The organism is Catenulispora sp. MAP12-49, from assembly GCF_041262705.1.
Taxonomy (GTDB): Bacteria; Actinomycetota; Actinomycetes; order Streptomycetales; family Catenulisporaceae; genus Catenulispora.
This window is the reverse complement of the sequence record NZ_JBGCCP010000059.1, coordinates 1-24,128: the sequence shown is the minus strand read 5'-3', so window position 1 is coordinate 24,128 and position 24,128 is coordinate 1. Positions and strand designations below refer to the sequence as shown.

The window sequence follows — 24,128 nt, the reverse complement described above, 5'->3', positions numbered from 1 at the left end:
GCCGTGGGTGCAGGCGATGCAGAGGACGCAGTGATGGTCAGCTCGGACTGAGCTCATCGTCCTCCCACAGCGCGGGTTGGGTTTCGACGGCCCGCGCTGCCGGCTTGTCCATCACCCGGAAGTTCGTCGACTCCTGTTCGGAGTCCGACTCGGAGTCCGACTTCGGCCGCACCAGACCATAGGCCTTGGCGAATTCGCGCACTGTGTTCGTGATCCGCTCCTGGTACCACGACGGGACGTAGGAACCGTTCCGGTACAAGGCTCGGTATCGCGGCACCAGACTGGGGTACGTCGCCTGCAGCCACTCGTAGTACCACTCGCGGGCCCCGGTCCGCAGGTGCAGCACGATCGGGGTGACCGAGCGCGCCCCGGCGTCCGCGATCGCCGCGACGGTGGCCCGCAACTGCTCCGTCGAATCGGTGAGGAACGGCAGGATCGGCGCCATCAGCACCGAGCACCCGAGGCCGGACTCGGCCAGCGTGCGGACGGCGTCCAGGCGGCGCGCGGGGCTCGGCGTCCCGGGCTCGACGGTCCGCCACACGCCCTCGTCCAACGAACCGATCGACATCGCCAGGTTCACCGGCACGTCCCGCGCGGCGGCTTGCAGCAATGGCAGGTCGCGCAGCATCAGCGTGCCCTTGGTCAGGATGGAGAACGGGGTCCCCGACCCGGCCAGCGCCCCGATGATCTCCGGCATCAGCCGGTAGCGGCCCTCGGCCCGCTGGTAGCAGTCCACATTGGTCCCCATCGCCACCGGCTCCCGGTGCCACGACGGCCGCGCCAGCTCCCGCCGCAGCACTTCCGGCGCGTTCACCTTGACGACGATGCGCGTGTCGAAGTCGAGCCCGGGATCGAAGTCCAGGTAGGTGTGCGTCTGCCGCGCGAAGCAGTAGACGCAGCGATGGCCGCACCCCCGGTAGGGGTTGATCGTCCACCCGAACATCGGCGAGGCCCCCGGCACCTTGTTGAGCACCGACTTGGCGCGCACCTCGTAGAACGTGGCGCCCCGGAACCCCGGCGTGTCGAAGGTGCGCACGACGGTGTCGGAGGCCGCGAACAACCCCGGCTGCACAGGGCCGGAGCCGGGGTCGGACCCGGGGTCGGACCCGGCTCCGGGGCCGCCGGCCTCAGCCTCGTCGCTGTTTCCGCTGATCAGCTGCCCGGACCATCTCATGGAAGCCACTATAGAACGAATGTTCGATCACAAGGCAAGCGCGACCCCGAAGCCGGCGCCGATCTGCTGGCCGGTACAGATCGGGCTGGTGCAGATCGGGCTGGTACAGATCGGCTGGTACAGATCTCACCGACTTGACAGATACTGAATCCAGCGATGGAACAGCCCCCGGACCGCACCGTGCACTGGCAGCCGGACTTCCCCGTGAACGCCCGGCTGACCCTGGCGAGCCTGCGCCACGGCGGCCGCGACCCGGCCCACCGCGTCGAGCCCGACGGCACGGTGTGGCGGGCCGCGCTGACCGCGACCGGCCCGGTCACCTACCGGATCCGGCAGCAGCGCCTGGACGATCTGCTCATCGAGGCCTGGGGTCCGGGCGCGGCCGGACTGGCCGAGTCCATCCGCGACGAACTCGGCGCCGGCGACCGTCCCGAGGACTTCCACCCGGAGCACCCGCTGCTGCGTCAGGCGCAGCGCCGTCTGATCGGGCTGCGGGTCCCGGCGACGCGGCGGCTGTTCGAGGCTCTCGTCCCGGCCGTGATCGAACAGCGCGTCGTCGGCCTGGACGCCGCCGCGGGCTGGACCCGGCTGGTCCGCATCCACGGCAGTTCCGCCCCCGCACCGGGCCCGGCCCCGGCCGGGATGATCGTTCCTCCGGCGCCGGCGGTGTGGGAGCGGGTCCCCAGCTGGGACTGGCGCCAGGCGGGCATCGACCTGCAGCGCTCGCGCACCGTCACCCTGGCCGCCCGGCACGCGGCGCGCCTCGACCGGGCCGCCGCCGACCCCGCGGCGGCCTACCGCCTGATGGCCGCGCTACCCGGTGTCGGCGCCTGGACCGCCGCCCAGGTGGGCCATCGTGCCCTCGGCGACGCCGACGCCCTACCCGTCGGCGACTACCACCTCGGCCGCATGACCGGCATCGCCCTGCTCGGCCGTCCGCTCGAGGACGACGAGATCGAGGACTTCTACGAGCAGTGGCGCTCGCATCGCTACCGCGTCGTCCGGCTCCTCGAACTCACGCCGGGAGCCGCGCCTCGCCGTGCGCCGCGCGCGCCCAGGAACCGGCCGCTGCATTGAGCCCGCGGATATCGTTTCCTCGATCCGATCGAGGACGGTGAACGGACGGGGAGTGACCGCGGTGAACGATCCGGCCCATGGCGACGCCGATCCTCCGGTGGCGGTCTTCGACCTCGACGACACGCTGTGCCGCGGCGACTCGTTCGTCCGCCTTCTGCGGGTCCTGCTGCTTCGAGGCCGCTGCCGGGCGGCGGTGGCGCTGGTGTCGGCACCGGTGTCGGTACCGCTGTTCCGCTGGCCGCCGACGTGCCGCCGAGCCTTGCGCGCCCTCGTGTGGCTGGCCACCGTCGGGGTGCCGCCGGAGCGGTTCGAGGACCTGGTCCGGGAGTTCGCCGCCGGCCACGGCCGGGGCCGGATCGAGGTCACGATGCAGCGGCTGCGGGAACACCGCGAGCGCGGGGACCGCATAGTGGTGGTCACGGCTTGCTACGACCCGCTGGCCACGGCGGTGTGCCGGGAGCTGGGACTGGAGTCGGTCGAGGTGGTCGCGGGCGAGCTGAGCCGAGGCAGGCTCGCCTACCGGCTGGTGAACGGCTGCTTCGGCGAGGCGAAGGTCCGCCGGCTGCGCGAGGCCGGGATCCCGTTGCCCGTGGCCTTCGCCTACACCGACAGCGCGAGCGATCTGCCGCTGCTCACCCTTGCCGGCACCAGAGTCCTGATCGATCCGAGCCCCAGCACCGTGGCCCGCGTTCGGGCGGCGCTCGGCGATGGTTTCAGCGTCCTGCGGAGCGTGCCGGAACCTGAGTCCCCGTCCATAACACCGGGAAGCGGCTCGGCCGAACGGTACTAGCCTTGTCCGCCATGTCCAGCCTTCTGATCGCCTGCGCGGCCCCTCCGGATCCGGCAAGAGCCGCACCGCCACCGCATTGCGCGCGCTACGGCCGTGGACTGGCGATCGTCCGGCAGGACGTGGTGCGGCGCGAGATCCTGCGGGAGCGGGACCTGCGTGGTGGAGGGCATCATGCACGCCGAGCGCCACCTCACCAAGCCGAACCACGACTACTGGAGCGTGGAGGACATGCGCGGCTGGTACGCCGAGGGCGACGTGCTGCCCGGCGGCGTCGACCGCGTCATCGGGCCGGACAGCGCCGAGCAGGACACCGTCGAGCGCGTCCTGGCCGAGACCGGCCTGCTCGCCGCCGACCGGCCGCGGCATCTCAGCCTCAGCGACTAGCGCTTAGCCCCTACTGCCCGGGGCCCTGGGACGACGTCAGGTGCGCGAACACCACTACGTTCCCCAAGTACTGATAGTGCTTCTTGTCAAAGCCCGCACCGCACGTGATGACGCGCAGTTCGGCGCGCGCCGCGTCGTCGTAGACCTTGTCGTTCGGGAACGCCCGCGCGTCGTAGGCCTGGACGGCGTCGACGGTGAACACCGCCGTCACACCGTCGGAGCGGTCGACGTCCACCTCCGCGCCCTTCTTCAGCGCGCCCAGGCTGTAGAACACCGCGGGGCCCTGGCTGTTGTCGACGTGTCCGGCGATCACCGCCGTGCCGATCTCGCCGGGGGAGGCGCCGCCGCCGTACCAGCCGGCGAGGTTGCGGTTCTGCTCCGGCGGTGCCGTCAGGACGCCGGTGGAGTCCAGGGCCAGCGACATCAGCGGCGCGTTCACGTTGATCGCCGGGATGCGCACCCTGGTCGGGGTGGCGGCCTCCAGGACCGGCGGGAGGTCCAGCGGCTGGAGTTTGTCGGCGTCCAGGGCCGGGGCGGGGTTCGCGGCCGCGGCGGCCGGGGCCGGGCCCGCGGCCTGGCCGAAGCCCTGCGCGGCGGTCGGCTGCGGCGGCGGCTTCGGGGTGTGCAGGCTGTCGGCCACCATCACGATGCCGACGCACAGTCCGAGCGACACCAGGGAGGCCGTCACCACGCCGCGTGCCGAGATCCCGAGCCGAGTCTTGTCCGCGTCCTTCATGGCGCGCCCTTCCAGGTGTGTCGAGGTGTCTGGGTGTTTCAGGTGTGTGGGGTGTTCAGGTGTGTCAGAGATCGGAAGTCCCAGCGGCCAAAGGAAGACCCTGGCCTTAGCGCGCCCCGACCCGTGATCACGGGGCGCGCTCGACCAGGAGGTGTGTGCCGCCTACTCAGCTCTCGCTGCCCGTGCGGCGGCGGCGCAGCGCCAGCGCCCCGGCCCCGGCCGCGCCCAGGATGCCCATGCCGCCGGCCATCTCGCCGCCGTTCACGCCCTGGCTGGTGCTGCCCACGCCGGTGTGCATCGCACCGTGCGGGTGGCGGCGCATCATCATGTGGTGGTGGTCGTCCCGGTCCTTGCACGCCTCGACGGCGTTCCAGACCGCGGCCTTGGCCTTGTCCATCAGGTCGGAGATGTTCTCCTCCTCGGCGGTGCCGGGGTGGCCGTCGTCGGCGATCTGCTTCTTCAGGTCGGCGACGGCCCGGTCGTAGTCGTGCCGCGCCTTCTGCGCGTCGACGATCGCCGAGTGGCAGGCACCCTTGTCGTGCGAGCCGTGCCAGTCGTTCGTGGCCGTCGCCGCGTTGGCCGCCGGGGCGCCGACGATGAGGCCCACGGTCAGCACGGCGGCGGCGGTCAGGGTGGTCTTGATGGAGCGCATCTGTCAGCCCTTTCGTTCACGGGCCGCGGCGCCTGGTGCGTCGCTGCTGGAGCCCCGTGTCACGAAACAGGCAATAGCCGCTATCCGGGCGGATGATGCGTGAAGTCTGATGATCGAACTCGTGGATACCTGGTCTCGGCCGCTCTGAATCTCCAGGTCAGAGCTCGTTTTCAGGGGATCTTAAGGTTCGACGATTCCGGCAGCCGAACGGGTGAGTCAGGACTCCCACAACTGCCGGAAGAAAGCCCGGATGTCGCCGACCAGCAACTCCGGCGCCTCCATCGCCGCGAAGTGCCCGCCCCGGTCGAACTCCGTCCAGCGGACCAGGTTGTTGCTTCGTTCGGCGATGTGTCGCAGGACGATGAAGTTCTCGGCCGGGAAGCACGCCAGCCCCGTCGGCGTCCGCGACGGCTCCGGCGCCGAGCCCCAGTACGGCGCGTGCGCACGCTCGTAGTAGATCCGCGCCGAGGAGCCGGCCGTGCCGGTGAGCCAGTACAGCATCACGTTCGTCAGCAGGTGGTCGCGGTCCACGGCGTCCTCGGGGCGGTCCTGGGAGTCGGTCCACTCCTTGAACTTCTCCGCGATCCAGGCCAGCTGCCCGACCGGCGAGTCGGTCAGCGCGTAGGACAGCGTCTGCGGCCGGGTGGACTGCAGATCCGCGTAGCCCTGCTTCTCCTTCAGCCAGGCCTTCGTGCGCGCCCACGAGGCCAGCGTCCGCTCCTGCTCGGCCGGGCTCAGCGCGGCCAGCTCCTCGGCCGTGGGCTCCGCCGAGGCCGCGGCTCCGGGGATGAGGTTCAGGTGCACCCCGAAGACCTGCTCCGGGAACAGCCGCCCCAGCTCCCGCGAGATCCCCGACCCCCAGTCCCCGCCCTGCGCGCCGTACCGCTCGTAGCCCAGGCGCCGCATCAGTTCGGCGAAGGCCCGCGCCACCCGCAGGTGGTCCCAGCCGGGCTCGTGCGTGGGCCCGGAGAATCCGAAGCCGGGGATGCTCGGCAGTACCAGGTGGAAGGCGTCCGCCGGGTCGCCGCCGTGCGCGCGCGGATCGGTGAGCGGGCCGGCGATGTGCTCGAACTCGGCGAAGGAGCCGGGCCAGCCGTGGGTGATGATCAGCGGCGTGGCGTCGGGCTCCGGCGAGCGCAGGTGCGCGAAGTGGACGGTCGTGCCGTCGATCGTGGTCAGGAACTGCGGCCACTGGTTCAGCCGCGCCTCGGCGGCCCGCCAGTCGTACTCGTGCCGCCAGTACCGCACCAGCTCGCGCAGGTAGTCGCGGGGCACGCCGTAGGCCCAGCCGACGCCCGGCAGCTCGTCGGGCCACCGCGTGCGGTCCAGCCGGGAGCGGAGGTCCTCCAGGTCGGCCTCGGGGATCGCGATGCGGAAGGGCCGCAGGGAATTGTCGACGGGTGCCACGCCTTCGAAGCATAGTCGCGGCGATCATCGCCGGCGTCCTTGGAGGACCTGCCGGCCGGCGAACCGGGGCCGGGGGAGCTGCGGATCCGGGTCCAGGCGGTCGGGCTGAACCGGGCCGAGTCCCTGTTCCGGTCGGGTATCTACATCGAGCAGGCGCGCAGCTTCCCGGCCCGGCTCGGCGCCGAGTCCTCCGGCGTGGTGGAGGGGCCGAGGTCGTCGAGGCGCACCGGTACCTGGAGTCCAACGCGCAGGTGGGCAAGATCGTGCTGACCGTGGGCGAGGAGTCCCGGTAAGGGACGCTGCCGCTTCCCGATCGTTGTCCGGCGGGTCCGCACACAGCGCGGTCCGCCGGATAACCTCAGTGCCATGATCGATATGACCAGGGTCCTGGAGGACACCCCGGGTGCGGCGCAGCGGGTCTTCCTGAACAGCGCCGGCAGCTCGCTCATGCCCGCGCCGGTCCTCGCCGAGGTGCTCGACCACCTGCGCCGCGAGACCGAGATCGGCGGCTACGAGGCCGCCGACGAGCGCGAGGCCGACCGCGAGGCCGGCTACGCCGTCTTCGCCGAGCTGCTCGGCTGCCGCCCCGACCAGGTCGCCTTCAGCGACAGCGCGACCCGCTCCTGGCTGGCCGCCCTGGACGCGGTCCCGCTGGCCGCCGGCGACCGGATCCTGGTCGGCGAGGTCGAATACGGCGGCAACGCCATCGCGCTGCTGATGCGCGCCCAGGCCGTAGGCGCCACGATCGAGGTGGTGCCCAGCGACGCCGACGGCACGTTCGCCGACGACGCCCTGAAGGCCATGCTCGACGAGCGGGTCAAGCTGGTCTCGGTCGTCCACGTCCCCACCAACGGCGGCATCATCGCCGACGTGCGCCGCATCAGCGACACCGTCCACGCGAACTCCGACGCCCTGGTCCTGCTCGACGCCTGCCAGGCCGTCGGCCAGCTGGCCGTGGACGCCGAGGCCCTGGACGCCGACATCCTCACCGGCACCGGCCGCAAGTGGCTGCGCGCCCCGCGCGGCACCGGCTTCCTGGTGGTCCGCGACCGCGCCAAGGCGGTCCTGCGCCCCAAGCTCGCCGACCTGCAGGGCGGCACCTGGACCGGCGCCGACAGCTACGTCCTGCGCGACGACGCGCGGGTGTACGAGCTCTGGGAGTGTGACAACGCCGGGCGCCTCGGCCTGATCGCCGCCGCCCGATACCTGCTGGACCTCGGCCCCGCCGAGGTGGAGCGCGAGGTCACGCAGCGCGGCGCGTACCTGCGCGCGGCGCTGGCCGAGATCCCCGGCGTGACGGTGCATGACCTCGGCGCGCGCAAGAGCGGCCTGGTCACCTTCAGCGTCGCCGGGAAGTCGGCGGCGGACGTGCAGGCCGCGCTGGCCCGGCGGGACATCGCGGTGAGCGTCAGCCACCGGTCCTCAACGGTCCTCGACATGACCCGGCGCGGGCTGACCGAGATCGTGCGCGCCTCGCCGCACTACTTCGTGACCGAGGCGCAGCTCGGCACGGCGGCCGCGGCGGTGGCGGAGTCGGCACGGGACTGATCCGTCGCCGCCTTCTCCGCCGCCCGCACGAACGCCGCCACCGCGCGCGACGTCGCCTGCTGCGGCCAGGCCAGCGAGAACTCCGAGTCCGGCACGTCCGCCACCGTCCGGTAGGCGATCTCAGGCCTCGGATACCGCCGCGTCACCGACAGCGGGAGGAAGCACACCATGCTGCCGACCTCGACCAGCCGCAGGATCTCGGTCAGGTCGGCCACGGTGTGGCGGCGCCTTGCTCTTCCGGCGGCTTCGGGCTCGCCGGCCTTGGCAGGGAACTGATCCGCGGGTCGCCCGCCAGGCAGTACATACCCCGCCAGATCGGCAGGCCGCAGCGTGTTCCGCGCCGCGAGCGGATCCGAGGCGGCCATCGCCAGCAGCGTGGGCTCGCTGATCAGCGGCTCGGCATCCAGCCCGGCCGCGTCATACGGCGCCAGGACGATCGCCGCGTCCGCCCGGCCGTCGCGCAGCGTCTGCGCCTGCTCACCGATGCCGACCAGCACCAGCTCCACCTCGCAGGCGTCCGGTTCCTCGGCGAACGCGGCCAGGATCCCCGGGAGCAGCCCGGCGTCCAGGTCCGCCTTCAGTGCGACGCGCAGCGTCGGCGAGGGCGCCCCGGCGTGCCGGGTCCGGCGTTCGGCGGCGGCGACCGCGTCCAGCGCGATCCGCGCGTCGCGCAGCAGCACCTCGCCGGCCGGCGTCAGCTCGACCCGGCGGGTGGTGCGGATCAGGAGCCGCACGCCGAGCTCGTCCTCCAGCTGCTGGACCGCGCGCGACAGCGGAGGCTGTGTCATGCGCAGCCGCTCGGCCGCACGCCCGAAGTGCCGCTCCTCGGCGACCGCGACGAAGTACTCCAGGCGCCGCAGGTCCAGGCCATTCATGCCACCACGCTATCAATCGCTGCCGGATCGGACCTTCAGGTGCGGACGGCCCGCCGGGTTGACTGGATGGCGCGTCAAGATCACGAACCCTCCCGAATGCCTGAAAGGCGGACGCCCCGCGATGATCGTCGTCACCACCCCCACCGGCCAGATCGGGCGCCGGCTCGTCGACCTGCTGCTGGCGGCGCCGGAACCGGCGGATGCCCAGCTTGTCCAGACTGTCCGGGTCATCACCCGCGACCCGGACGCGCTGGACCCCGCCGTCCGCGACCGGGTCGAAGCCGTCGCCGGCTCCCACCGCGACCCCGCGGTGCTGGACCGGGCCTTCGACGGCGCCGACTCGGTCTTCTGGCTCGTCCCGCCGGACCCCCGCACCCCCGGCAGCGCGACCGAGTACTACCTCGGCTTCACCGGCCCGGCGTGCGAAGCCCTCGCGCGGCACCGGGTCCGCCGCGTCGTCGCCGTCACCAGCCTCGGCCACGGCTACCCGCACCAGGCAGGCACGCTCAGCGCCGCCTTCGCCATGGACGCCGCCTTCGCCCGCACCGGCGTCGGCTACCGCGGCCTTGCCGCGCCGTTCTTCCTGGAGAACCTGATCGGCCAGGCAGCCGCGATCCGCGACCGCGGCGAGTTCACGATGGCCCTGGACGCCGCCCGGCCGCTGGCCACCGTCGCCGTTGACGACATCGCCACCCTCGCGGCCGAGCTGCTGCTCGACCCCGCCTGGAGCGACCAGGCCATGGTGCCGGTGAGCAGCCCCGAGGACCTCACCCCCGACCAGTTGGCCGCGGTCATGGCGCAGGTCCTGGGCAGCCCGGTGCGCTATCGGCAGACCAGCGTCGAGGAATTCCACGCCATGCTGCTCGGCCACGGCGTCGCCGCGGGTTGGGCCCGGGACGTCGCCACCATGGTGCGCGCCCAGAACGACGGGATCTACGACGCCGAACCCCACCTCCCGCCGCGCCTGTCACAGCCCACTCGCCTGTCACAGCCCACTTGCCTGTCACAGCCCACTGACTTCCGCGCCTGGTGCGAGCGCCGTCTGGAGCCCGTCTGGAGGAAACCTGAAGCGGGGGCGCCGAAGCTGGAAACATGACCGTAACCGCGACCGAGACGACGACGGCACCGGCCCCGCGCGGACGGGTCCGCATCGCGATCGTGAGCCCCGACATCCTGGCCCGCATCCGCCAGGAGTTCGCCAGCAAAGGCCTGTCGGTGAGCATCGACCGCCTGCCCGCGCTGGAGCTCACGGTCGAGCCCGGCCCCGGCGCCCCGCCCGCCGCGGCGGCGCTGGCCGACGTCCTGAGCCGGCTGGCCGGACCGGCCGCGCACAAAGGCCCAGCGGCCAGCGCGCACTACCAGCTGTCCCTGGTCGCCGAGCCCGTACGCCGCGACTCCGCGCGCCATGACCCCGCGCGTCCCGAGCCCGCGCCCGCCGGCCCGGGCCACCACCGGCACCCGCCGACGGCCCCCGACCACCGGCGCCCGCCCCGCGCCCGCGCGCACAACCTGTCCCCGCGCGAGGCCGAGGTCATGACCTGCATCAGCCGCGGCATGCCGAACGCCGCCATCGCCGAACGCATGCGGCTGAGCCAGAAGACGGTCAAGAACCACGTCAACCACATCTTCGCCAAGCTCGGCGCGCGCAGCCGCGTCGAGGCGGTGCTGACGTGGCAGGGACGCGAGACCGACGCGGCGTGAGGCGGCGGGGGCGGGCCGGCCCTACTTGGCGGCGTCGATCTCGGCGGCCCGGAACCGGATGATGTCGTCGAGCACATCGTCCGGGACCGGCTGCCCGAGACCGAACCGGATCGTCCCGCTGGACAGTGAGAATCCGGGCAGCCGCTCCGCGACCCGCGCGACCACCTTCCCGCTGAACGGATACAGCGCGAGATGCTTCGCGGTCTGCATGGTCGCCATCAGTCCTTTGCCCTGATACAGCAACGCGGGCATCGAGTAACTGCGCCCCTCGACCGCGTCGGGGACCAGCTTCAGCGCCCGGCGGCGCATGCCCTCGAACAGCTCGCCGACATCCGGCGGCAACGTCGCGTAGTAGTCGCTGACTTCTCCCACCTTGCCGAGGCTAGTGCCTGCGCCGGATCCCGGCATCCGCAGGCCACCGCTCAGGCGGCGGCCACGCTTCCCGCCAGCTGTAGATCCCCCAAGAACTCCAGCACGTCCTTGGCCTCCTCAGCCGCCAGTTCCTGGAACTGCGCCAGCGCCCGCCTGGCCATCGCCGCGGCCGCCTCGCGCTCCGCTGCCAGGACCCGTGCCAGGGCCAGCAGCGCCAGTCCTTCGTGATACCGGTCGCCGGCAGCCTGCGTGACCCGCAGCGCACGCGCCAGACAGGTCTGCGCGGCGGCGGCGTCGCCCAGCCCGTTGCGCGCCAACCCCAGGTTGATCAGCAGGTTCGCCTCCAACAGCGGGCTTTTGCAGACGCGGGCGTCGGCGAGTCCGGCCTCGGCGTGTGCGACCGCCTCGGACCAGCGCCCCGTCTCGGCGTACACCTCGCACAGCGCGTCCTCGGCCGCCGCGCGGTGATACCCGTCCCCGCAGCCCTCGGACAGCGCCACCGCTTCCAGCGCCGCGGCCAACGCCCGCTCGTACTCCTTCGCCACCCGCGATACCGAGGCCAGCGTTGCCAGCAGCCTGATACGCAGCAGCGGATCGTCGGACGGCTCCAGCAGATCCAGCCCACGGCACAGGTCCGCCACCGCGACGTCGGTCCGTCCGATCCGGCAGTGCGCGACGCCGGTGTGGTTCAGCAGCACCGCACGCGCCCGGCGCTCGCCCGAAGCCTGCGCCGACCGCGTCGCGATCCGCAGCAGGTCCAGCCAATCCGCCGCCGAGCCGCACGCGTAGAAGTAGTCGAACATCAGATACGTCAGGCGCCACGTCGACAGGTGGTCCGCCGACCGCGCCGTGCTGCGGATGAGGGCACTGATATTCGGCCACTCCTGGGCGCACCACCGCAGGAACTCCTCCTGCCCGCCGAACGGCTGCGGCTCATGGCACCACGACCCGGCATCGGCCCCCACCTCGATGATCCGCCGCCGCCCCGCACCCACCATGCGTGAGAGCGTGGCCGTGTACCACGCGCTTACCCGATCCCGCGCGGCCCGGACCTCCCCGTCCGGCAAGGACCGAGCCAGCTCCCTGATATAGGTGCGGGTCAGGTCGTGCATCGTGTACCGATCACCGTGCTGCTCCAGCAGATGCTGCGCGCTGAGCCTTTGCAACAGCTCCGAGGCGCGCGGGACCGGCACGTCCAACAGCGCCGCCGCGCAGTGCCGCGTGATGCTCACGCCGGGGAACGCCCCGAGCATCCGGCAGGCGCGCGCCGTGTCCGGGTCCAGCGCGTCGAACGAACACGCCATGACGCTGCGGACCGAGCACAGGTCGTCGTTCTCCAGGCGCAGCGTGTCCAGGCGCTGATGTGCGTCCTCCAGGTTCCCGACCAGGTCCGCGATGCTGCCGCCGCGCGCGGTCACCAGCTGCTCAGCCGCGATCCGCAGCGCGAACGGCAGGTGGTCGCACAGCTGCGCCAGCCGGCGTGCGGCCGGGGCCTCGGCGCTGACCCGCTCCGCGCCGACCGCGTCGGCCAGCAGGCCCAGCGCGTCGGCGTCGGCCAGCGGAGCCAGGGTGACGCGCCGTGCCGCGTACTTCACGGCCAGCCGTCCGAGCCGCTCCCGGCTGGTGACCAGGACGAAGCTGGATCCGGTGCCCGGCAACAGGTCCTCGACCTGCTCGGCCGAGCGCGCGTTGTCCAGCAGGATCACCATCCGCCGGCCGGCCACCAGGCTTCGCCACAGGGCCACGCGCTGCTCGTGCTCGGCCGGGACCGTCGGGACGCCGAGTGAGGCCAGCAGCTGGTGCAGCGCCGCGGACGGGGTGAGCGCCGGATGCGTGGGGTCGAAACCGCGCAGGTTGATGTAGATCTGGCCGTCCGGATAGGCCGGACGCAGCAGGTGCGCGCACCGCACCGCCAGCGTGGTCTTGCCGATGCCGCCGACGCCGACCACCATCACGACCCGCGGCCAGGAGGCCCCCTCGGCCCGGCCCTGCTCCAGGACCTGCCGCAGCTCGTCGGCCCGGCCGACGAACGAGGCGCTGTCGTGCGGCAGCTGCGCGGGCGCGGCCGGCCGTGCCACCACTGCGTTCTCGGCCGGCCGCGCGACCACCGCGTCATCGGCCGGTGCGGGCGGCTTCCCGGTCACGCCGCGCCGGCTCGGCGCGTCCTGGGCCAGGATCGCCATCTGCACCGCGCGCGTCGAGGCCTCCGGCTCGATCCCGAGCTCCTCGGCCAGCACCCGGTGCAGCATCTGGTACTGGGCCAGGGCGTCGGCGGTGCGCCCGCTGCGATGCAGGGCCATCATCAGCGCCGAGCGCAGCCGCTCGTCGAACGGATGCGCCCGCGCGTGCACCGCCAACTCCTCGGCCGCCGCCGCGAGATCGGCCGACCGCGCGCCGCCGGCCTCGATCATCAGCTCGGTCCGGTCCACCAGCAGCCGCAGCCGCATGCCGGCCAGCCGGGCGCGCTGCTCGGCGGCGAACGGACCCGGCAGCGCCTCCAAGGGGCGGTCGCCGCGCCACAACGCCAGCGCGCAGTCCAACGCGGCGATCGCGGCCTGCCGGTCGCCGCGATCGCGGGCCGACCGCGCCAGCGCGGCCGAGTGCTCGGCCCGGTTCAGGTCCAGCGCCGGCGGATCCAGCCGCAGCAGGTAGCCGGAGCCGCCGGCGACCAGCCGATCACCGAGCCCTGACAAGCTCCGTCGGAGCCCGGAGACGTACGTGTGCAGGTTCCCGGCGGCGGTCATCGGGACGTCCTCGCCCCAGATCCGGTCGATCAGCTCCCCGCGCGCCACCACGGTGTCCGCGCACATCGCCAGCGCCGCGAACAACGCCCGCTGCTTCGGGGCCCCCAGGGCGATCTCCCGGCCCCCGGCGAACGCCCGCAGCGGACCCAGGACCTCGACACGGAGCCGGTCACCGTCTTCCATGCGCACGCCCTCCCTGCCCGATCCCGTGCCACCCGGCGAATGTTGCTTCGCTTGCGATTCGGAGTGGTATTCGCATTGTTTACGCTTGGATCGGTGCCAGGTCAAGATGTCAGCGCTCTGACGTGCGTCGACCGGGTCCGCCGGAGGGCCGCGGACCCGGTTCGATCACTGCTTCACGCGTGTTCCAGCGGCCGCTTCCCGTGCAGCCGCACCGGCTCGTTCAGCAGGCCGGTGTCCAGCGTCCCGGCGGCGTCGGCGACCAGTCGCCAGCCGGCGTTCTTCGGACTGCCCAGGACCAGGACGGACCAGCGACCGTCTCCGGCGCCGGCCAGCGCGCCGACACGCTCGGGTTCGCGGCCGCTCGGCGCGTGCGCCAGGACCAGGACGCCGCCGTCGTTCTCCTCCAGCGTGGCCGCTGCGGCCTCGATGGTCGGCGCGTCCTCGACGCCGGGCAGGTCCTCGGCGCCGGAGCCGAAACCGATCCGCAGGACCGTGGTGCCGCGCGACCACGGGCTGCCGGACAGTTCGCGGATCCAGTCGGCGATCAGCGGCCTGGTGTGCCGTCCGTCGCCCTCGATACTGATCAGGCCGTGCGCCTCGGCCAGGTTCAGCAGCACTCGGCCGGAGTCGGTGTCGCCGGCGGACACCAGGCGCGGATACGGCGTGGGCAGCGCGTCGTCCACCGCCGCGCTTTGCAGCAGCCGCAGCGGCGCGGTCCAGGTGCGGCCCTGGTCGTCGGCGCTCCAGCCCTGCGGCGGCTGTTCGTCCGGGCGGGCCAGGCGCAGCGTGATGGTGTCGGTGCCGACCACCACCGCGGCGACCCCCGGCAGCGGACGCCCGCCGGTCGAGCAGGCCGTCGCCAGCGTCCGCAACACCCGGTCGATGGTCCAGGCCGCCGCGTCGTCGCGGGGTGCGGCCGGACGCGGCTTGCCGGAGCGGCGGGCCCGCATCCGGGTGCCGAGCTTGGCGAAAAGGCCCGCACGCAGCGCCCACCACACCGCGCCGGCCACGATCAGGACCGCCGGCACGATCGCCAGGATCAGCACCAGCGCGCCGCTCGAGGACTTCGAACCGCTCGAAGCCGCCGGCGCGCCGGCCGACGCGGAAGGAGCGCCGGCCGAACCGGACGCCTTGGGCGCCGAGGCAGAGCCGGAGCCAGAACCAGAACCCTTCGATGCCGAAGGCTGTCCGGCGGTCGCGGGTCCGAGATGCGGCAGCGGACCGGCGATGAACCCGTCCCCCTTGGCGTCTTCGGGCAGCTTCACGAACCAGCCGGGAGCGATCTTCGCCGGATCGGTGAGCGTCCCGCCGTTGGGCTCCTTGCGATCCTTGTTGAGGGCGAAGAGGTCCTGAGCCCGGTTCGGGTCGCCCAGGAACCGCTGCGCGATCTCGGCCAGGAACTCCGGCTTCCCCTGGTAGCTGTCGGTGACCCAGTAGTACTTCACGAGCGTGCCGCTGGGATCGGGGTGCACCGTCGGGATCACGCCGGTGATCACCCCGTCGCCCTTGGCATCGCCCGGCAGTTGCAGGAACCAGCCCGGCCGGATCACGGTCGGGTCGCTGACCGTGTCGCCGTCAGGCTCCTGACGTCCCTTGTTCAGGTCGAAGATGTCGGTCGCGCGGTTCCCGTTGCCCAGGACGCGTTGCGCGATCTCGAACAGGAACTCCGGCTGCCCCTGATAGCTGCTGGACACGGCGTAGTACTTGACGGCGGGCGGGGCCGAGCCCGTCGCCGCCGTCGCCGGGTGCGGACCGGTGAGCAGGACGAACGCGGCCGCGGCGACGGACGCCAGGGCGCGGCGCAGCGTGGTCACCGACATCGGGGCCTCCTCGGGTGCGCGGGGGAGCGGACGGGGTTCTTCGACCCCTGAATCGTTCGCCCGGCGCGGCCTGGGTGTCAACGCAGAACCCTGGGTCCCTGGGCCCATATTCGCAGATCGGAGCCTGGTTCGCGGCGGCTGGCCGCGCCTAGCGTGTGGAGTGTCCGCCGCACACGAACTTCGAAGGGAGCATCCACCGATGCCGAACCTCAACGTCACCTACGGGGAGATGTCGGACGCCGCGACGCGGATGCGCAACGACAAGGCCGACATCGACGCCAAGATCGCCGAGTGCAAGAGCATCGTCGACCAGCTGACCGCCAGCGGCTTCGTCACCGACCAGGCCTCCGGCCGGTTCGACGACGTGCACAACGAGTTCGTGACCTCCGCGGGGCAGTTGATGGACTCCCTGGACCAGCTGTCGCAGTGGCTGGACAAGGCCGTCTCGGCGATGCAGGACATGGACACGCAGATGGCGCAGTCCCTGCCGCAGAAGTAGAGGCAGCACAGAGGTAATCACCGCAACCACACCACTCGCGGGAGGCGACGGCCATGCGCATGATGATCACGGTGGCCGGGCCCGGCAGCCGGTCCCACGACGTCGTCGTGGACGCCGACCCCGCGACGCCGGTCCGGGACGTCGTCAAAGGGCTGCTGGACGCCATCGGCGCCGACGCCGGCCACACCGTGGGCGACCCCGTCGGGGAGGAAGTGTTCCTCGACGGAGCCCGCGTGGACCTCTCCGGTCCGATCAGCGCCGCCGGGATCCACGACGGCGCCGTCCTGTGGCTGGGCGCCCCCGGCGCGGCGGGGGAGTCCGGCCGGCCCGGCGGCCTGGTCACCGTCCGCGCCGTCGCCGGCCGGGACAGCGGCCGGGTCTGGTATCTCGGGGCCGGCGTGCACCAGATCGGCTCGGATCCGTCCTGCGCGGTCCGGCTCGGCTCGGACCAGCCCGGCGTCGTGGCGACGGTCCGGGTGAGCCTGGACGCCTCGGTCCGGATCCGTCCGGCCGTCCTGCGCGAGCCGCCGGAACTGGACCGGATCGCGCTGCCCGACGCCGAGACCACATGGCCGCAGGCCGCCTTGCTGCGGATCGGCGAGTCCCGCTACGAGCAGGCCGCGGTCCGCCAGCCCGACGCGATGATCGAGGTCTCGCCGGAGGGCGAGTGGCTCGACTACAACCGGCCGCCCCGGCTGCTGCCGCCGCCGCAGCGCACCTCCTTCCGGCTGCCCGCCGCGCCCGCGCCGGCCCGGCCCAGCCCGATGCCGTGGATCACCGCCCTGCTGCCGGCCGGGCTCGGCCTGGTGATGATGGCCGTGATGAAGAATCCCAGCTATCTGCTGATGGCCTTCTTCTCCCCGGTGATGATGGTCGGCAACTGGCTCAACGGCCGCCGGACCGGCAAGATCGGCCACCGCCGGATGCAGGCCGAGTACGTCGAGCAGCTGGCCGCCGCGGAGCAGGAGATCGCCCGGGCGCTGGAGTCCGAGCGCCTGCGGCTGCGGGCCTCCAGCCCCGACGCCGCCGAGCTGCTGCTGATCGCGACCGGACCGCGCAGCCGGCTGTGGGAGCGCCGCCGCAGCGATCCGGACCACCTGCTGGTCCGCGTCGGCCTGGCCGACCTGGACAGCGCGGTCGCCGTCGAACAGCTCGAGGGCCCGCAGCGCACATCGCAGCACCGCGTCGTGCACGACGCCCCGGTCGCGTTCTCCATCGCGCGGGCCGGCGTGGTCGGTGTGGCAGGTCCCGGGGAGTGGCCGCGCCGGACGGCGCGCTGGCTGGTCGGCCAGATCGCGGTCCTGCAGAGCCCGCGCGACCTTCAGCTGTACGTGCTCACCGATCCCGCCGGCGACAGCCTGTGGGACTGGGCCACCTGGCTGCCGCACGCCCGGCCGAGCCTGGGCCAGCGGGCCCTGACCCTGGTCGGCGCGGACGCCGAGACGCTCAGCCACCGCGTCGCAGAGCTCGGCGATCTCATCGCGGCCCGGCAGCGCTCCCGGCTCGACGCCGGCACCGGCGCGGTCCAGGCCGATCCGGACGTCGTGGTCGTGCTCGACGGCGCGCTGCGGCTGCGCGCGCTGCCCGGCGTGGTCACGGTCCTGCGCGAGGGCCCGGCGGTCGGCGTCTACAGCGTCTGCGTCGACGCCGACGAGCGCACGCTGCCCGAGGAGTGCACCACGATCCTGGCCGGCGGCATCCCCGGCCGGCCGGTCGGCCTGCGCCAGCAGCGGGCCGCACTGATCGAGCCGATCCTCGCCGACGAGGTGAGTGCGGACTGGTATCCGGTGGTGGGCCGCCGCCTGGCGCCGCTGCGCGACGTCAGCGAGGTCGCCGGCGGCATGGCGCTGCCGGACGCGGCACGCCTGCTGGACCTGCTGGGCCTGCGCGAGCCCAGCCCGGCCCTGATCAGCGGCCGCTGGCAGGCCGGGGGCCGCAGCACCAAGGCGGTCATCGGGGCCTCGCTGGACGGCCCCTTCGCCCTGGACCTGGTCGCGCACGGCCCGCACGGGCTGGTCGCCGGGACCACCGGCTCGGGCAAGTCAGAGTTCTTGCAGACCTTGGTGGCCTCCCTGGCGGTGGCCAACCGGCCGGACGCGATGACCTTCGTGCTCGTGGACTACAAGGGCGGCGCGGCGTTCAAGGACTGTGTCGAGCTCCCGCACACCGTCGGCATGGTCACCGACCTGGACACCCACCTGGTCGAGCGGGCGCTCACCTCGTTGGGCGCGGAGCTGACGCACCGCGAGCGGCTGCTGGCCGCCGCCGGGGCGAAGGACCTGGAGGACTACCTCGACTACGCGACCAGGAACCCCGAGCTGGCACCGATTCCGCGGCTGCTGATCGTGATCGACGAGTTCGCCTCGATGGTCCGGGAGCTGCCGGACTTCGTCACCGGTCTGGTGAACGTCGCGCAGCGCGGCCGGTCCCTGGGCATCCACCTGATCCTGGCCACGCAGCGGCCCTCCGGCGTGGTCTCCGCGGAGATCCGTGCCAACACCAACCTGCGGGTGGCGCTGCGGGTCACCGACGCGGGGGAGAGCACCGACGTCATCGACGCCCGCGACGCCGCGAACATCTCGCAGGCGCATCCCGGCCGCGCCTATGCCCGCCTCGGTCACAGTTCTCTGCTGCCGTTCCAGACCGGACGCGTCGGGGGACGGCGGCCGAGCCGGGACCGGGCCGTCGCCGCGCCCGCGCCGTTCCTGCGTCCGGTGGCCTGGCTCGACCTGGGCCGTCCGGCGCCCGAACGGCCCGCCTCGGCTGCCGAGACCGACGTGGTCACGGACTTGTCCGTACTGGTCTCGGCCCTGAAGCAGGCCACTGATCTGCTCGGCCTGCCGCCGCAGCGCCGGCCCTGGCTTCCGCCGCTGCCGACCTCCACGGTCGTGGAGCTCGCCGCCGAGCCGACGGCCGGCGGGTCCGGCGGGTCCGGCGGGTCCGGGTCAGGCAAGTCCGGCGGGTTCGCCGAGCCGGTGTTCTCTTGGGCGCTCCAGGACCTCCCGGCGGCCCAGAAGCAGGAGCCGGTCACCATCGACCTGGCGACCTTCGGCCACTTCCACATCATCGGCGCGCCGCGCTCGGGCCGCTCGCAGGCCCTGCGGACCATCGCTGCCGCCGCGGCCTGCGCGGCCTCGGTGCCCGACCTGCACCTGTACGGACTGGACTGCGGCAACGGCGCGCTGCTGCCGCTGAGCAAGTTCCCGCACTGCGGCGCGATCGTGCAGCGCTCGGAGACCGAGCGCGCCTCCCGGCTGCTCAAGCGGCTGCACGCCGAGGTGCTCAGCCGGCAGCGGGTGCTCGGCGAGGGCGGGTTCGCCGACGTCACCGAGCAGCGCCGGGCCGGCGCCCCGGGCGAGCGGCTGCCGCACATCATGCTGCTGCTGGACCGCTGGGAAGGCTTCATGGGCACGCTCAGCGAGCACGACAACGGCTCGCTGACCGACATCGTCCACACCCTGATGCGCGAGGGCGCCAGCGTCGGCGTGCACGTGGTGATCGCCGGCGACCGGAGCCTGATGTCCGGGCGTATCAGCTCCCTGACCGAGGACAAGCTGGTGCTGCGGCTGCCGGACCGCTCCGACTACTCCCTGGTCGGCCTGAACCCGCGCACCGTCGCGGAGAACCTGCCTCCCGGGCGCGGCTATCGTTCCGCGGGCGCGGTCGAGACGCAGGTCGCGCTGGTCGCCGCCGACCCCTCCGGGCCGGCGCAGGTCGCCGCGCTGCGCGATCTGGCTAGCCGTCTTGCCGAACGCGAGGCCGACGTCCCGAAGGCCCAACGCCCCGGCCGGATCGCGGTGCTGCCCGCGCAGCTGACGTTCGAGGAAGCCTGGGGCTACCTGGAGGAGGAACGGCAGCAGCCCTGGGCGCTGCTCGGCGTCGGCGGCGACGAACTGGAACCGGTGGGTGCCGCGCTGTTCGCCGACCGGCCGACGTTCCTGATCGCCGGCCCCTCCGGATCCGGCCGCAGCACCGCGCTCGCGGTGATGGCCGAGTCGCTGCTGCGCACCGGCGCCGAGATCGTGATCGGCACGCCGAGCGTGACACCGCTGGCCGCGCTGGTCGGACGGCCGGGCGTGCGCGGCGTGGTGAGCTCGCCGGACCCGACCGAGGAGGAACTGGCCGCGCTGCTCGACCCGGGCGAGGGGCCCGTGGCGCTGATCCTCGACGACGGCGAGGCCTGGCGCGAGTGCCGGGCCCGCGAATGGCTGCGTGCTTACGTCCGCACCGGATCGGGCCGCAGACGCGGGCTGGTCCTGGGCGGCGAGATCGGCTCGGTGGCGATGGGCTTCTCCGGCTGGCAGGCCGAGGTGAAGAAGAACCGCCGCGGCGCGCTGCTGTCCCCGCCGGACCTGAGCAACGGCGACCTGGTCGGTATCCGGCTGACCCGCTCGCAGTTGGCACCGCGCGTCGTACCCGGAGCCGCGCTGGTCCACCTCGGCGACGGCGTCCTGATGACCGCGCAGATTCCCATGGTGAAGGCAGAGCTTCCGACCCACAGACCCAAGGAGGGCTGATGGCCGATCTCATCGTCCGCGACGACCTGGTGAGCCTGGTCAGCGACCTGAACTCGCTGATCGGCGAGTTCGAGGGCGCGCTGGACGTCCAGAACGAGGACAAGGGCCTGTGGGGCCAGCACAACGCCAACTCCTCGATGGGCGACTTCGCGGCCAACTGGCGCATCCACCGCGACGCGATGGTCAAGGACATGAAGACGCTGCGGGACTCGGTGGACAAGGTCAACCAGGCCTGGGCGCAGGGCGATCAGCAGCTGCGCGACAGCCTGAACACGAATTCGTGAGCCGGCAGGAGGAGCTGTGAGCATCCGCAACCTCGGCAGCTGGGAAGCCCTGGGCCTGGACTCCGACCCGGTCCACGCCGACCCGGACGCGGTGGCCGAGGCCCAGACGCACTACCAGAACGTCGCCACCACCATCGACGACGCCGTGTCCCGCCTGCAGAAGGTGATGGACGACAACTCCGAAGGCCTCGTCGGCCAGTACATCGACGGCCTGCGCAAGAGCGCCGGCGACCTGCACGACAAGCTGCAGAAGGCCGGCGTCCGCTACCACGACGTCGCCGACCAGATCAAGATCTACGAGCAGCCGCTCCAGGACGGCCTGGACGAGACCGCCGGCGCGCTGAACGACGCGAACACGGCCGCGGGGCAGCAGAAACAGGCCACCGGCATGCCCGACCCGCAGAAGGGGTCCGACGGCACCGTCTCGCCGCAGGAACAGCAGAAGGGCACGGACAAGACCAACGCCGAGAACCAGGCGAACGACGCCCTGACCGCCGCCAAGAACCGGCTCAACAACGCGCTGGACGCCCTGAACACCGCCGGCAAACGGTTCGGCGACGCCGTCAACAGCAAGAACTACGACGACGGGCTCAGCGATACCTGGAAAGACAAGATGGACGAGATCCTGGGCTGGTTCAGCAAGATCCTGGGCTACATCGGCATGGCGCTCGGCGCGATCGCGCTGCTGATCCCGGGGCTGGACGTGGTCGTGCTGGCCGGGGTGGTGGTCGGCGCCGCGTCCCTGATCGTGAACTCGATCCTGTACGCCGACGGCAAAGGCAGCGTCCTGGACGTCGTATTCGGCGCGGTGGGCCTGGGCCTGGGCTTCATCGGGGTCGGGGCCTCCCAGATCGCCAAGGGGCTCGCGAACGACGCCAAGACCCTGGCCGGCCTGGCCGAACACCCCGGCGCGCCGCAGCTCGGCTTCAGCGACACCGCCTTCGGCGAGGACTTCGGAGGCATCAACCTGCGGCCGATCGGCGGCGGCCCGGCCGCCGGGCCGAACCCGTCCACCATGAACGACCAGTGGCTGTTCGACCCGGCGAGCAACGCGGCCTCCAACTGGCAGCACCTGTCCGACTGGTACAACAACCCGGTCACCAACAGCGCCCTGGGCTGGCTCGGCGGCAAGCTCGGCGGGCTGCCCGGCCAGCTGGGCAACTGGGGCAGCAAGATCGGCACCCAGCCCGAGATCGGGTTCTGGGGCTCGGCCGGCCAGCAGCTCACCGACGCCTGGAACATGTGGAAGGGCCTTGGCTCCAACCCTCTGAAGACCATCGGCGACTGGGCCGGCGTGCTCGGCGGCTGGAGCGGCTACAAGGGGCTGTCCGGGATCCTGGGCGCCGTCGGCGGCAAGATGAACCCGGCCTGGTACGTCTGGGGCGGCTTCAACGCGCTGTTCGGCCTGGGCATCGGCATCTCCTACACCGGCGGCCGGGAATCCGGTCTGATCCCGGCGGTGAACCCGTGACGAGCCGTGAGGAGGCACCGGTGATGACAGCGGACGATGAATCCGCCGAGATCGCAGTGCCCTGGTTCTGGGGCCGAGTCCCGGATCCGGGCGCCACCGACCAGGCCCGGCAGGCCTGGGCCGACCGCGTGGTGGAGATGTTCGCCGAGTGGACCCGAGACGGCTGGGACGAGGACTTCCGCACCAGCTGGATCACCGAGGGCGGCCTGCCCGAGGACTTCCCCTTCACCGCCGAGAACGTCGGCCGCGGCATCGCGCGCTGGCTCACCGACCGGGCCGCCACCCTGCCGCCCTGGCAGCGCATGGCCTGGGGGACCGCCTTCGTGCAGGGCTGGCCGCGCTGGTCGCCGGTGCCGGTGGTGGTCGAGTACCGGGCCCCGGCCGCCGACGACCCGATCTATCTGATGGATCTGGTCGGCGCCGGCTCTTCCCCCGCCGCTTCTTCCCCGGACATCGACTACGGCCGGCAGATCGAGTACATCACCACGCCCTACGGCGACGGGCTCCGGGTGCTCAGCGTGCACAGCACCCCCGACCGCTTCGCCTACGGCCGCCTGGACGCCGCGATGCGCCTGGACTGGCCGGCCGCCGAGGGCCGGCCCCCGGCGCGGGTCGACGTGCTGCTCACCACGCGCGTGGTGGACCTGCAGCTGCTGGCGCTGATCGGGCCCGGCGTGGAAAAGCTGATGCAGCAGATCGCCGAGCACCCGCAACCGATCGCACCGGCCCGCCAAGGGGTGAACCGATGATCGACCTCGAACTGGTACTCCCGGCCGGCTGGGCCGTCCTGCCCACCGCCCCGGACACCGAGCGCGTCCGCAAGTGGGCCATCGACCGCGTCATCACCCGCGCCCTGCCGGCAAGCCTGCCCCGCGACCGCGCCGAACCCTGGCGCCGCGAACTGCGCAAGCAGCTGACCACCGCCACCGACGAGGCCGGCCGCAACGGCGCGCGCTGGGTGGTCCTGCCGCTGCGGGAGTTCAACGGGACCCGCATCCCGGGTTCCCTGCTGCTGACCATCCTGGAGGACCAGGATCCCCAGGACCCCGAACGCCTGCTGGCCTCGATCCTGGACGACGCCGGTCCGAACGGCTCCTGCCTCGACGTCGGCGGCGCTCCGGCGGCGCGCATCTCGGCGGTGATCCACCAGCAGATGTACGGCAAACAGACCGCCGGCGTGCGCGTCTCGTACTACCTGCCGCACCCCGAGCGTCCCGGTGTCTGGGGCCTGCTGACGTTCACCGTGCTGGCCGGTGCCGACGCCGACACAGAATCCCCGGTGGTCCGCGGCGTCGTGTTCCTGTTCGACACCATCATCTCCACGCTGCGCTGGGTCGAGCGCACCGCGGCGCCGACCCAGGACGAGGTGCTGGCGATGGTGACGGCGACAGTTGCGGAGATTGAAGGAGCACAGATCGAAGGTGCGGTCGCCGAGCCACAAGCCCTGTGAGACCCTGCGGCCGGCTTCCCGGTCCTCGCTCATTATCGGCGCCCCTGACTCATGTGCGGTGGGTGGGTGTGGCTGGTTGCGGTTTGTTTGTGGGCTGATAGTCACAGGCGTTTCTTGACGGCTTCGCGCATGGTTTACGGGATCCGTTGGGTGGCGCGGTTCGGGGGTGGCGCTGGTTTCGCGGGGCGGCGGTGGTTTGGGTAGGTGGTCGGGTCTACTGCGAAAATCAAAGGCACGAGCAAGGGCACGAGCAAGGTCAAGGTCAAGGGCTTACAGGCGCCTCCGGCGGCGCCTGCGCGGCGAGCGGCCTCGCTCCGGGGGGTGGGGGTTGCGCTGGCTGCCGGCGGTCGTTGCTTGTGGTCGCCTGTGTCCCGGATTCCCCGTCGCTTCGTCGCCCGGAGGGAACCATCCCGGCCTGGGCGGTGTCAAGCCGGATCGCTGTTG

20 protein-coding genes and 1 pseudogene are annotated in these 24,128 nt (G+C 72.4%); 13 read left to right on the top strand and 8 right to left on the bottom strand.

Going from position 1 to position 24,128, the window contains the following annotated elements:
- Positions 1–37: 37 nt before the first annotated feature.
- Positions 38–1,174: an Rv2578c family radical SAM protein gene (locus ABIA35_RS47050; RefSeq protein WP_370340239.1), complete on the bottom strand. Its 1,137-nt coding sequence runs from the start codon at positions 1,172–1,174 to the stop codon at positions 38–40.
- A 156-nt stretch (positions 1,175–1,330) separates the two neighbouring features.
- Between ABIA35_RS47050 and ABIA35_RS47045 the strand changes: the two genes are divergently transcribed.
- From ABIA35_RS47045 to ABIA35_RS47035, 3 genes are all read left to right on the top strand, one after another.
- Entirely contained in the window at positions 1,331–2,251 is a 921-nt protein-coding gene (locus ABIA35_RS47045; protein WP_370362341.1) for a DNA-3-methyladenine glycosylase, read from the top strand.
- Positions 2,252–2,312: 61 nt separating this feature from the next.
- On the top strand, positions 2,313–3,041 hold the full coding sequence (locus ABIA35_RS47040; protein WP_370340242.1) for an HAD-IB family phosphatase: 729 nt from the start codon (positions 2,313–2,315) through the stop codon (positions 3,039–3,041).
- Positions 3,042–3,197: 156 nt separating this feature from the next.
- Positions 3,198–3,425, top strand: coding sequence for a hypothetical protein (locus ABIA35_RS47035; protein WP_370362340.1), 228 nt, complete (start codon positions 3,198–3,200; stop codon positions 3,423–3,425).
- 10 nt (positions 3,426–3,435) lie between these two features.
- Here ABIA35_RS47035 and ABIA35_RS47030 read toward each other — a convergent pair whose 3' ends face one another.
- The 3 genes from ABIA35_RS47030 to ABIA35_RS47020 form a co-directional block, all read right to left on the bottom strand.
- The gene (locus ABIA35_RS47030) at positions 3,436–4,161 is read right to left on the bottom strand and encodes a class F sortase (RefSeq protein WP_370340243.1); all 726 of its coding nucleotides are present in this window, start codon (positions 4,159–4,161) and stop codon (positions 3,436–3,438) included.
- Positions 4,162–4,327: 166 nt separating this feature from the next.
- Complete coding sequence (locus ABIA35_RS47025; RefSeq protein ID WP_370340244.1) at positions 4,328–4,813, bottom strand: hypothetical protein; 486 nt, start codon at positions 4,811–4,813, stop codon at positions 4,328–4,330.
- 216 nt (positions 4,814–5,029) lie between these two features.
- Positions 5,030–6,220 carry an epoxide hydrolase family protein gene (locus ABIA35_RS47020; protein ID WP_370362339.1) on the bottom strand — a complete coding sequence of 397 codons (1,191 nt, stop codon included), beginning with the start codon at positions 6,218–6,220 and terminating at the stop codon, positions 5,030–5,032.
- A 39-nt stretch (positions 6,221–6,259) separates the two neighbouring features.
- Between ABIA35_RS47020 and ABIA35_RS47015 the strand changes: the two are divergent.
- Both ABIA35_RS47015 and ABIA35_RS47010 read left to right on the top strand, forming a co-directional pair.
- Positions 6,260–6,424: pseudogene (locus tag ABIA35_RS47015) on the top strand (NADPH:quinone reductase); the annotation flags it as partial.
- Positions 6,425–6,586: 162 nt separating this feature from the next.
- Positions 6,587–7,768 (top strand): aminotransferase class V-fold PLP-dependent enzyme, encoded by a 1,182-nt coding sequence (locus tag ABIA35_RS47010; protein ID WP_370362338.1) that lies wholly within the window; start codon positions 6,587–6,589, stop codon positions 7,766–7,768.
- Here ABIA35_RS47010 and ABIA35_RS47005 read toward each other — a convergent pair.
- On the bottom strand, positions 7,702–8,643 hold the full coding sequence (locus ABIA35_RS47005) for a LysR family transcriptional regulator (protein ID WP_370362337.1): 942 nt from the start codon (positions 8,641–8,643) through the stop codon (positions 7,702–7,704). The genes ABIA35_RS47010 and ABIA35_RS47005 overlap by 67 nt on opposite strands.
- A 121-nt stretch (positions 8,644–8,764) precedes the next feature.
- Here ABIA35_RS47005 and ABIA35_RS47000 point away from each other — a divergent pair, with 121 nt between their 5' ends.
- Together ABIA35_RS47000 and ABIA35_RS46995 are read left to right on the top strand one after the other, a co-directional pair.
- Positions 8,765–9,739 (top strand): NAD(P)H-binding protein, encoded by a 975-nt coding sequence (locus ABIA35_RS47000; protein ID WP_370362336.1) that lies wholly within the window; start codon positions 8,765–8,767, stop codon positions 9,737–9,739.
- Positions 9,736–10,344 carry a LuxR C-terminal-related transcriptional regulator gene (locus ABIA35_RS46995; protein ID WP_370362335.1) on the top strand — a complete coding sequence of 203 codons (609 nt, stop codon included), beginning with the start codon at positions 9,736–9,738 and terminating at the stop codon, positions 10,342–10,344. The genes ABIA35_RS47000 and ABIA35_RS46995 overlap by 4 nt, the downstream gene beginning before the upstream one ends.
- 21 nt (positions 10,345–10,365) lie before the next feature.
- Here ABIA35_RS46995 and ABIA35_RS46990 read toward each other — a convergent pair whose 3' ends face one another.
- The 3 genes from ABIA35_RS46990 to ABIA35_RS46980 form a co-directional block, all read right to left on the bottom strand.
- Entirely contained in the window at positions 10,366–10,716 is a 351-nt protein-coding gene (locus ABIA35_RS46990) for an iron chaperone (protein WP_370340250.1), read from the bottom strand.
- Between the two features lie 50 nt (positions 10,717–10,766).
- Entirely contained in the window at positions 10,767–13,643 is a 2,877-nt protein-coding gene (locus tag ABIA35_RS46985; protein ID WP_370340251.1) for a BTAD domain-containing putative transcriptional regulator, read from the bottom strand.
- 173 nt (positions 13,644–13,816) lie between these two features.
- Entirely contained in the window at positions 13,817–15,463 is a 1,647-nt protein-coding gene (locus ABIA35_RS46980; RefSeq protein ID WP_370362334.1) for a hypothetical protein, read from the bottom strand.
- Positions 15,464–15,662: 199 nt separating this feature from the next.
- Between ABIA35_RS46980 and ABIA35_RS46975 the strand changes: the two genes are divergently transcribed.
- From ABIA35_RS46975 to ABIA35_RS46950, 6 genes are read left to right on the top strand one after another with little or no spacing between them, the layout of a single operon-like run.
- Complete coding sequence (locus ABIA35_RS46975) at positions 15,663–15,962, top strand: WXG100 family type VII secretion target (protein ID WP_370340253.1); 300 nt, start codon at positions 15,663–15,665, stop codon at positions 15,960–15,962.
- A 53-nt stretch (positions 15,963–16,015) separates the two neighbouring features.
- On the top strand, positions 16,016–20,479 hold the full coding sequence (locus ABIA35_RS46970; RefSeq protein ID WP_370362333.1) for an FtsK/SpoIIIE domain-containing protein: 4,464 nt from the start codon (positions 16,016–16,018) through the stop codon (positions 20,477–20,479).
- Positions 20,479–20,763 (top strand): hypothetical protein, encoded by a 285-nt coding sequence (locus ABIA35_RS46965; protein WP_370340255.1) that lies wholly within the window; start codon positions 20,479–20,481, stop codon positions 20,761–20,763. The genes ABIA35_RS46970 and ABIA35_RS46965 overlap by 1 nt, the downstream gene beginning before the upstream one ends.
- 16 nt (positions 20,764–20,779) lie before the next feature.
- Positions 20,780–22,234: a WXG100 family type VII secretion target gene (locus ABIA35_RS46960; RefSeq protein WP_370340256.1), complete on the top strand. Its 1,455-nt coding sequence runs from the start codon at positions 20,780–20,782 to the stop codon at positions 22,232–22,234.
- Positions 22,235–22,257: 23 nt separating this feature from the next.
- Positions 22,258–22,983: a hypothetical protein gene (locus tag ABIA35_RS46955; protein WP_370362332.1), complete on the top strand. Its 726-nt coding sequence runs from the start codon at positions 22,258–22,260 to the stop codon at positions 22,981–22,983.
- A complete protein-coding gene (locus tag ABIA35_RS46950; protein WP_370362331.1) occupies positions 22,980–23,684 on the top strand; it encodes a hypothetical protein in 705 nt (234 codons plus the stop codon). Before ABIA35_RS46955 ends, ABIA35_RS46950 begins: the two co-directional genes overlap by 4 nt.
- The last annotated feature ends 444 nt before the right edge of the window (positions 23,685–24,128 follow it).

Excerpts from the sequence above, each read along its gene's own strand:
- ABIA35_RS47050 (WP_370340239.1), bottom strand. The coding sequence starts at position 1,174 with ATGAGATGGTCCGGGCAGCTGATCAGCGGAAACAGCGACGAGGCTGAG.
- ABIA35_RS47045 (WP_370362341.1), top strand. The coding sequence starts at position 1,331 with ATGGAACAGCCCCCGGACCGCACCGTGCACTGGCAGCCGGACTTCCCC.
- ABIA35_RS47030 (WP_370340243.1), bottom strand. The coding sequence starts at position 4,161 with ATGAAGGACGCGGACAAGACTCGGCTCGGGATCTCGGCACGCGGCGTG.
- ABIA35_RS47025 (WP_370340244.1), bottom strand. The coding sequence starts at position 4,813 with ATGCGCTCCATCAAGACCACCCTGACCGCCGCCGCCGTGCTGACCGTG.
- ABIA35_RS47010 (WP_370362338.1), top strand. The coding sequence starts at position 6,587 with ATGATCGATATGACCAGGGTCCTGGAGGACACCCCGGGTGCGGCGCAG.
- ABIA35_RS47005 (WP_370362337.1), bottom strand. The coding sequence starts at position 8,643 with ATGAATGGCCTGGACCTGCGGCGCCTGGAGTACTTCGTCGCGGTCGCC.
- ABIA35_RS47000 (WP_370362336.1), top strand. The coding sequence starts at position 8,765 with ATGATCGTCGTCACCACCCCCACCGGCCAGATCGGGCGCCGGCTCGTC.
- ABIA35_RS46995 (WP_370362335.1), top strand. The coding sequence starts at position 9,736 with ATGACCGTAACCGCGACCGAGACGACGACGGCACCGGCCCCGCGCGGA.
- ABIA35_RS46985 (WP_370340251.1), bottom strand. The coding sequence starts at position 13,643 with ATGGAAGACGGTGACCGGCTCCGTGTCGAGGTCCTGGGTCCGCTGCGG.
- ABIA35_RS46980 (WP_370362334.1), bottom strand. The coding sequence starts at position 15,463 with ATGTCGGTGACCACGCTGCGCCGCGCCCTGGCGTCCGTCGCCGCGGCC.
- ABIA35_RS46975 (WP_370340253.1), top strand. The coding sequence starts at position 15,663 with ATGCCGAACCTCAACGTCACCTACGGGGAGATGTCGGACGCCGCGACG.
- ABIA35_RS46970 (WP_370362333.1), top strand. The coding sequence starts at position 16,016 with ATGCGCATGATGATCACGGTGGCCGGGCCCGGCAGCCGGTCCCACGAC.
- ABIA35_RS46965 (WP_370340255.1), top strand. The coding sequence starts at position 20,479 with ATGGCCGATCTCATCGTCCGCGACGACCTGGTGAGCCTGGTCAGCGAC.
- ABIA35_RS46955 (WP_370362332.1), top strand. The coding sequence starts at position 22,258 with ATGACAGCGGACGATGAATCCGCCGAGATCGCAGTGCCCTGGTTCTGG.
- ABIA35_RS46950 (WP_370362331.1), top strand. The coding sequence starts at position 22,980 with ATGATCGACCTCGAACTGGTACTCCCGGCCGGCTGGGCCGTCCTGCCC.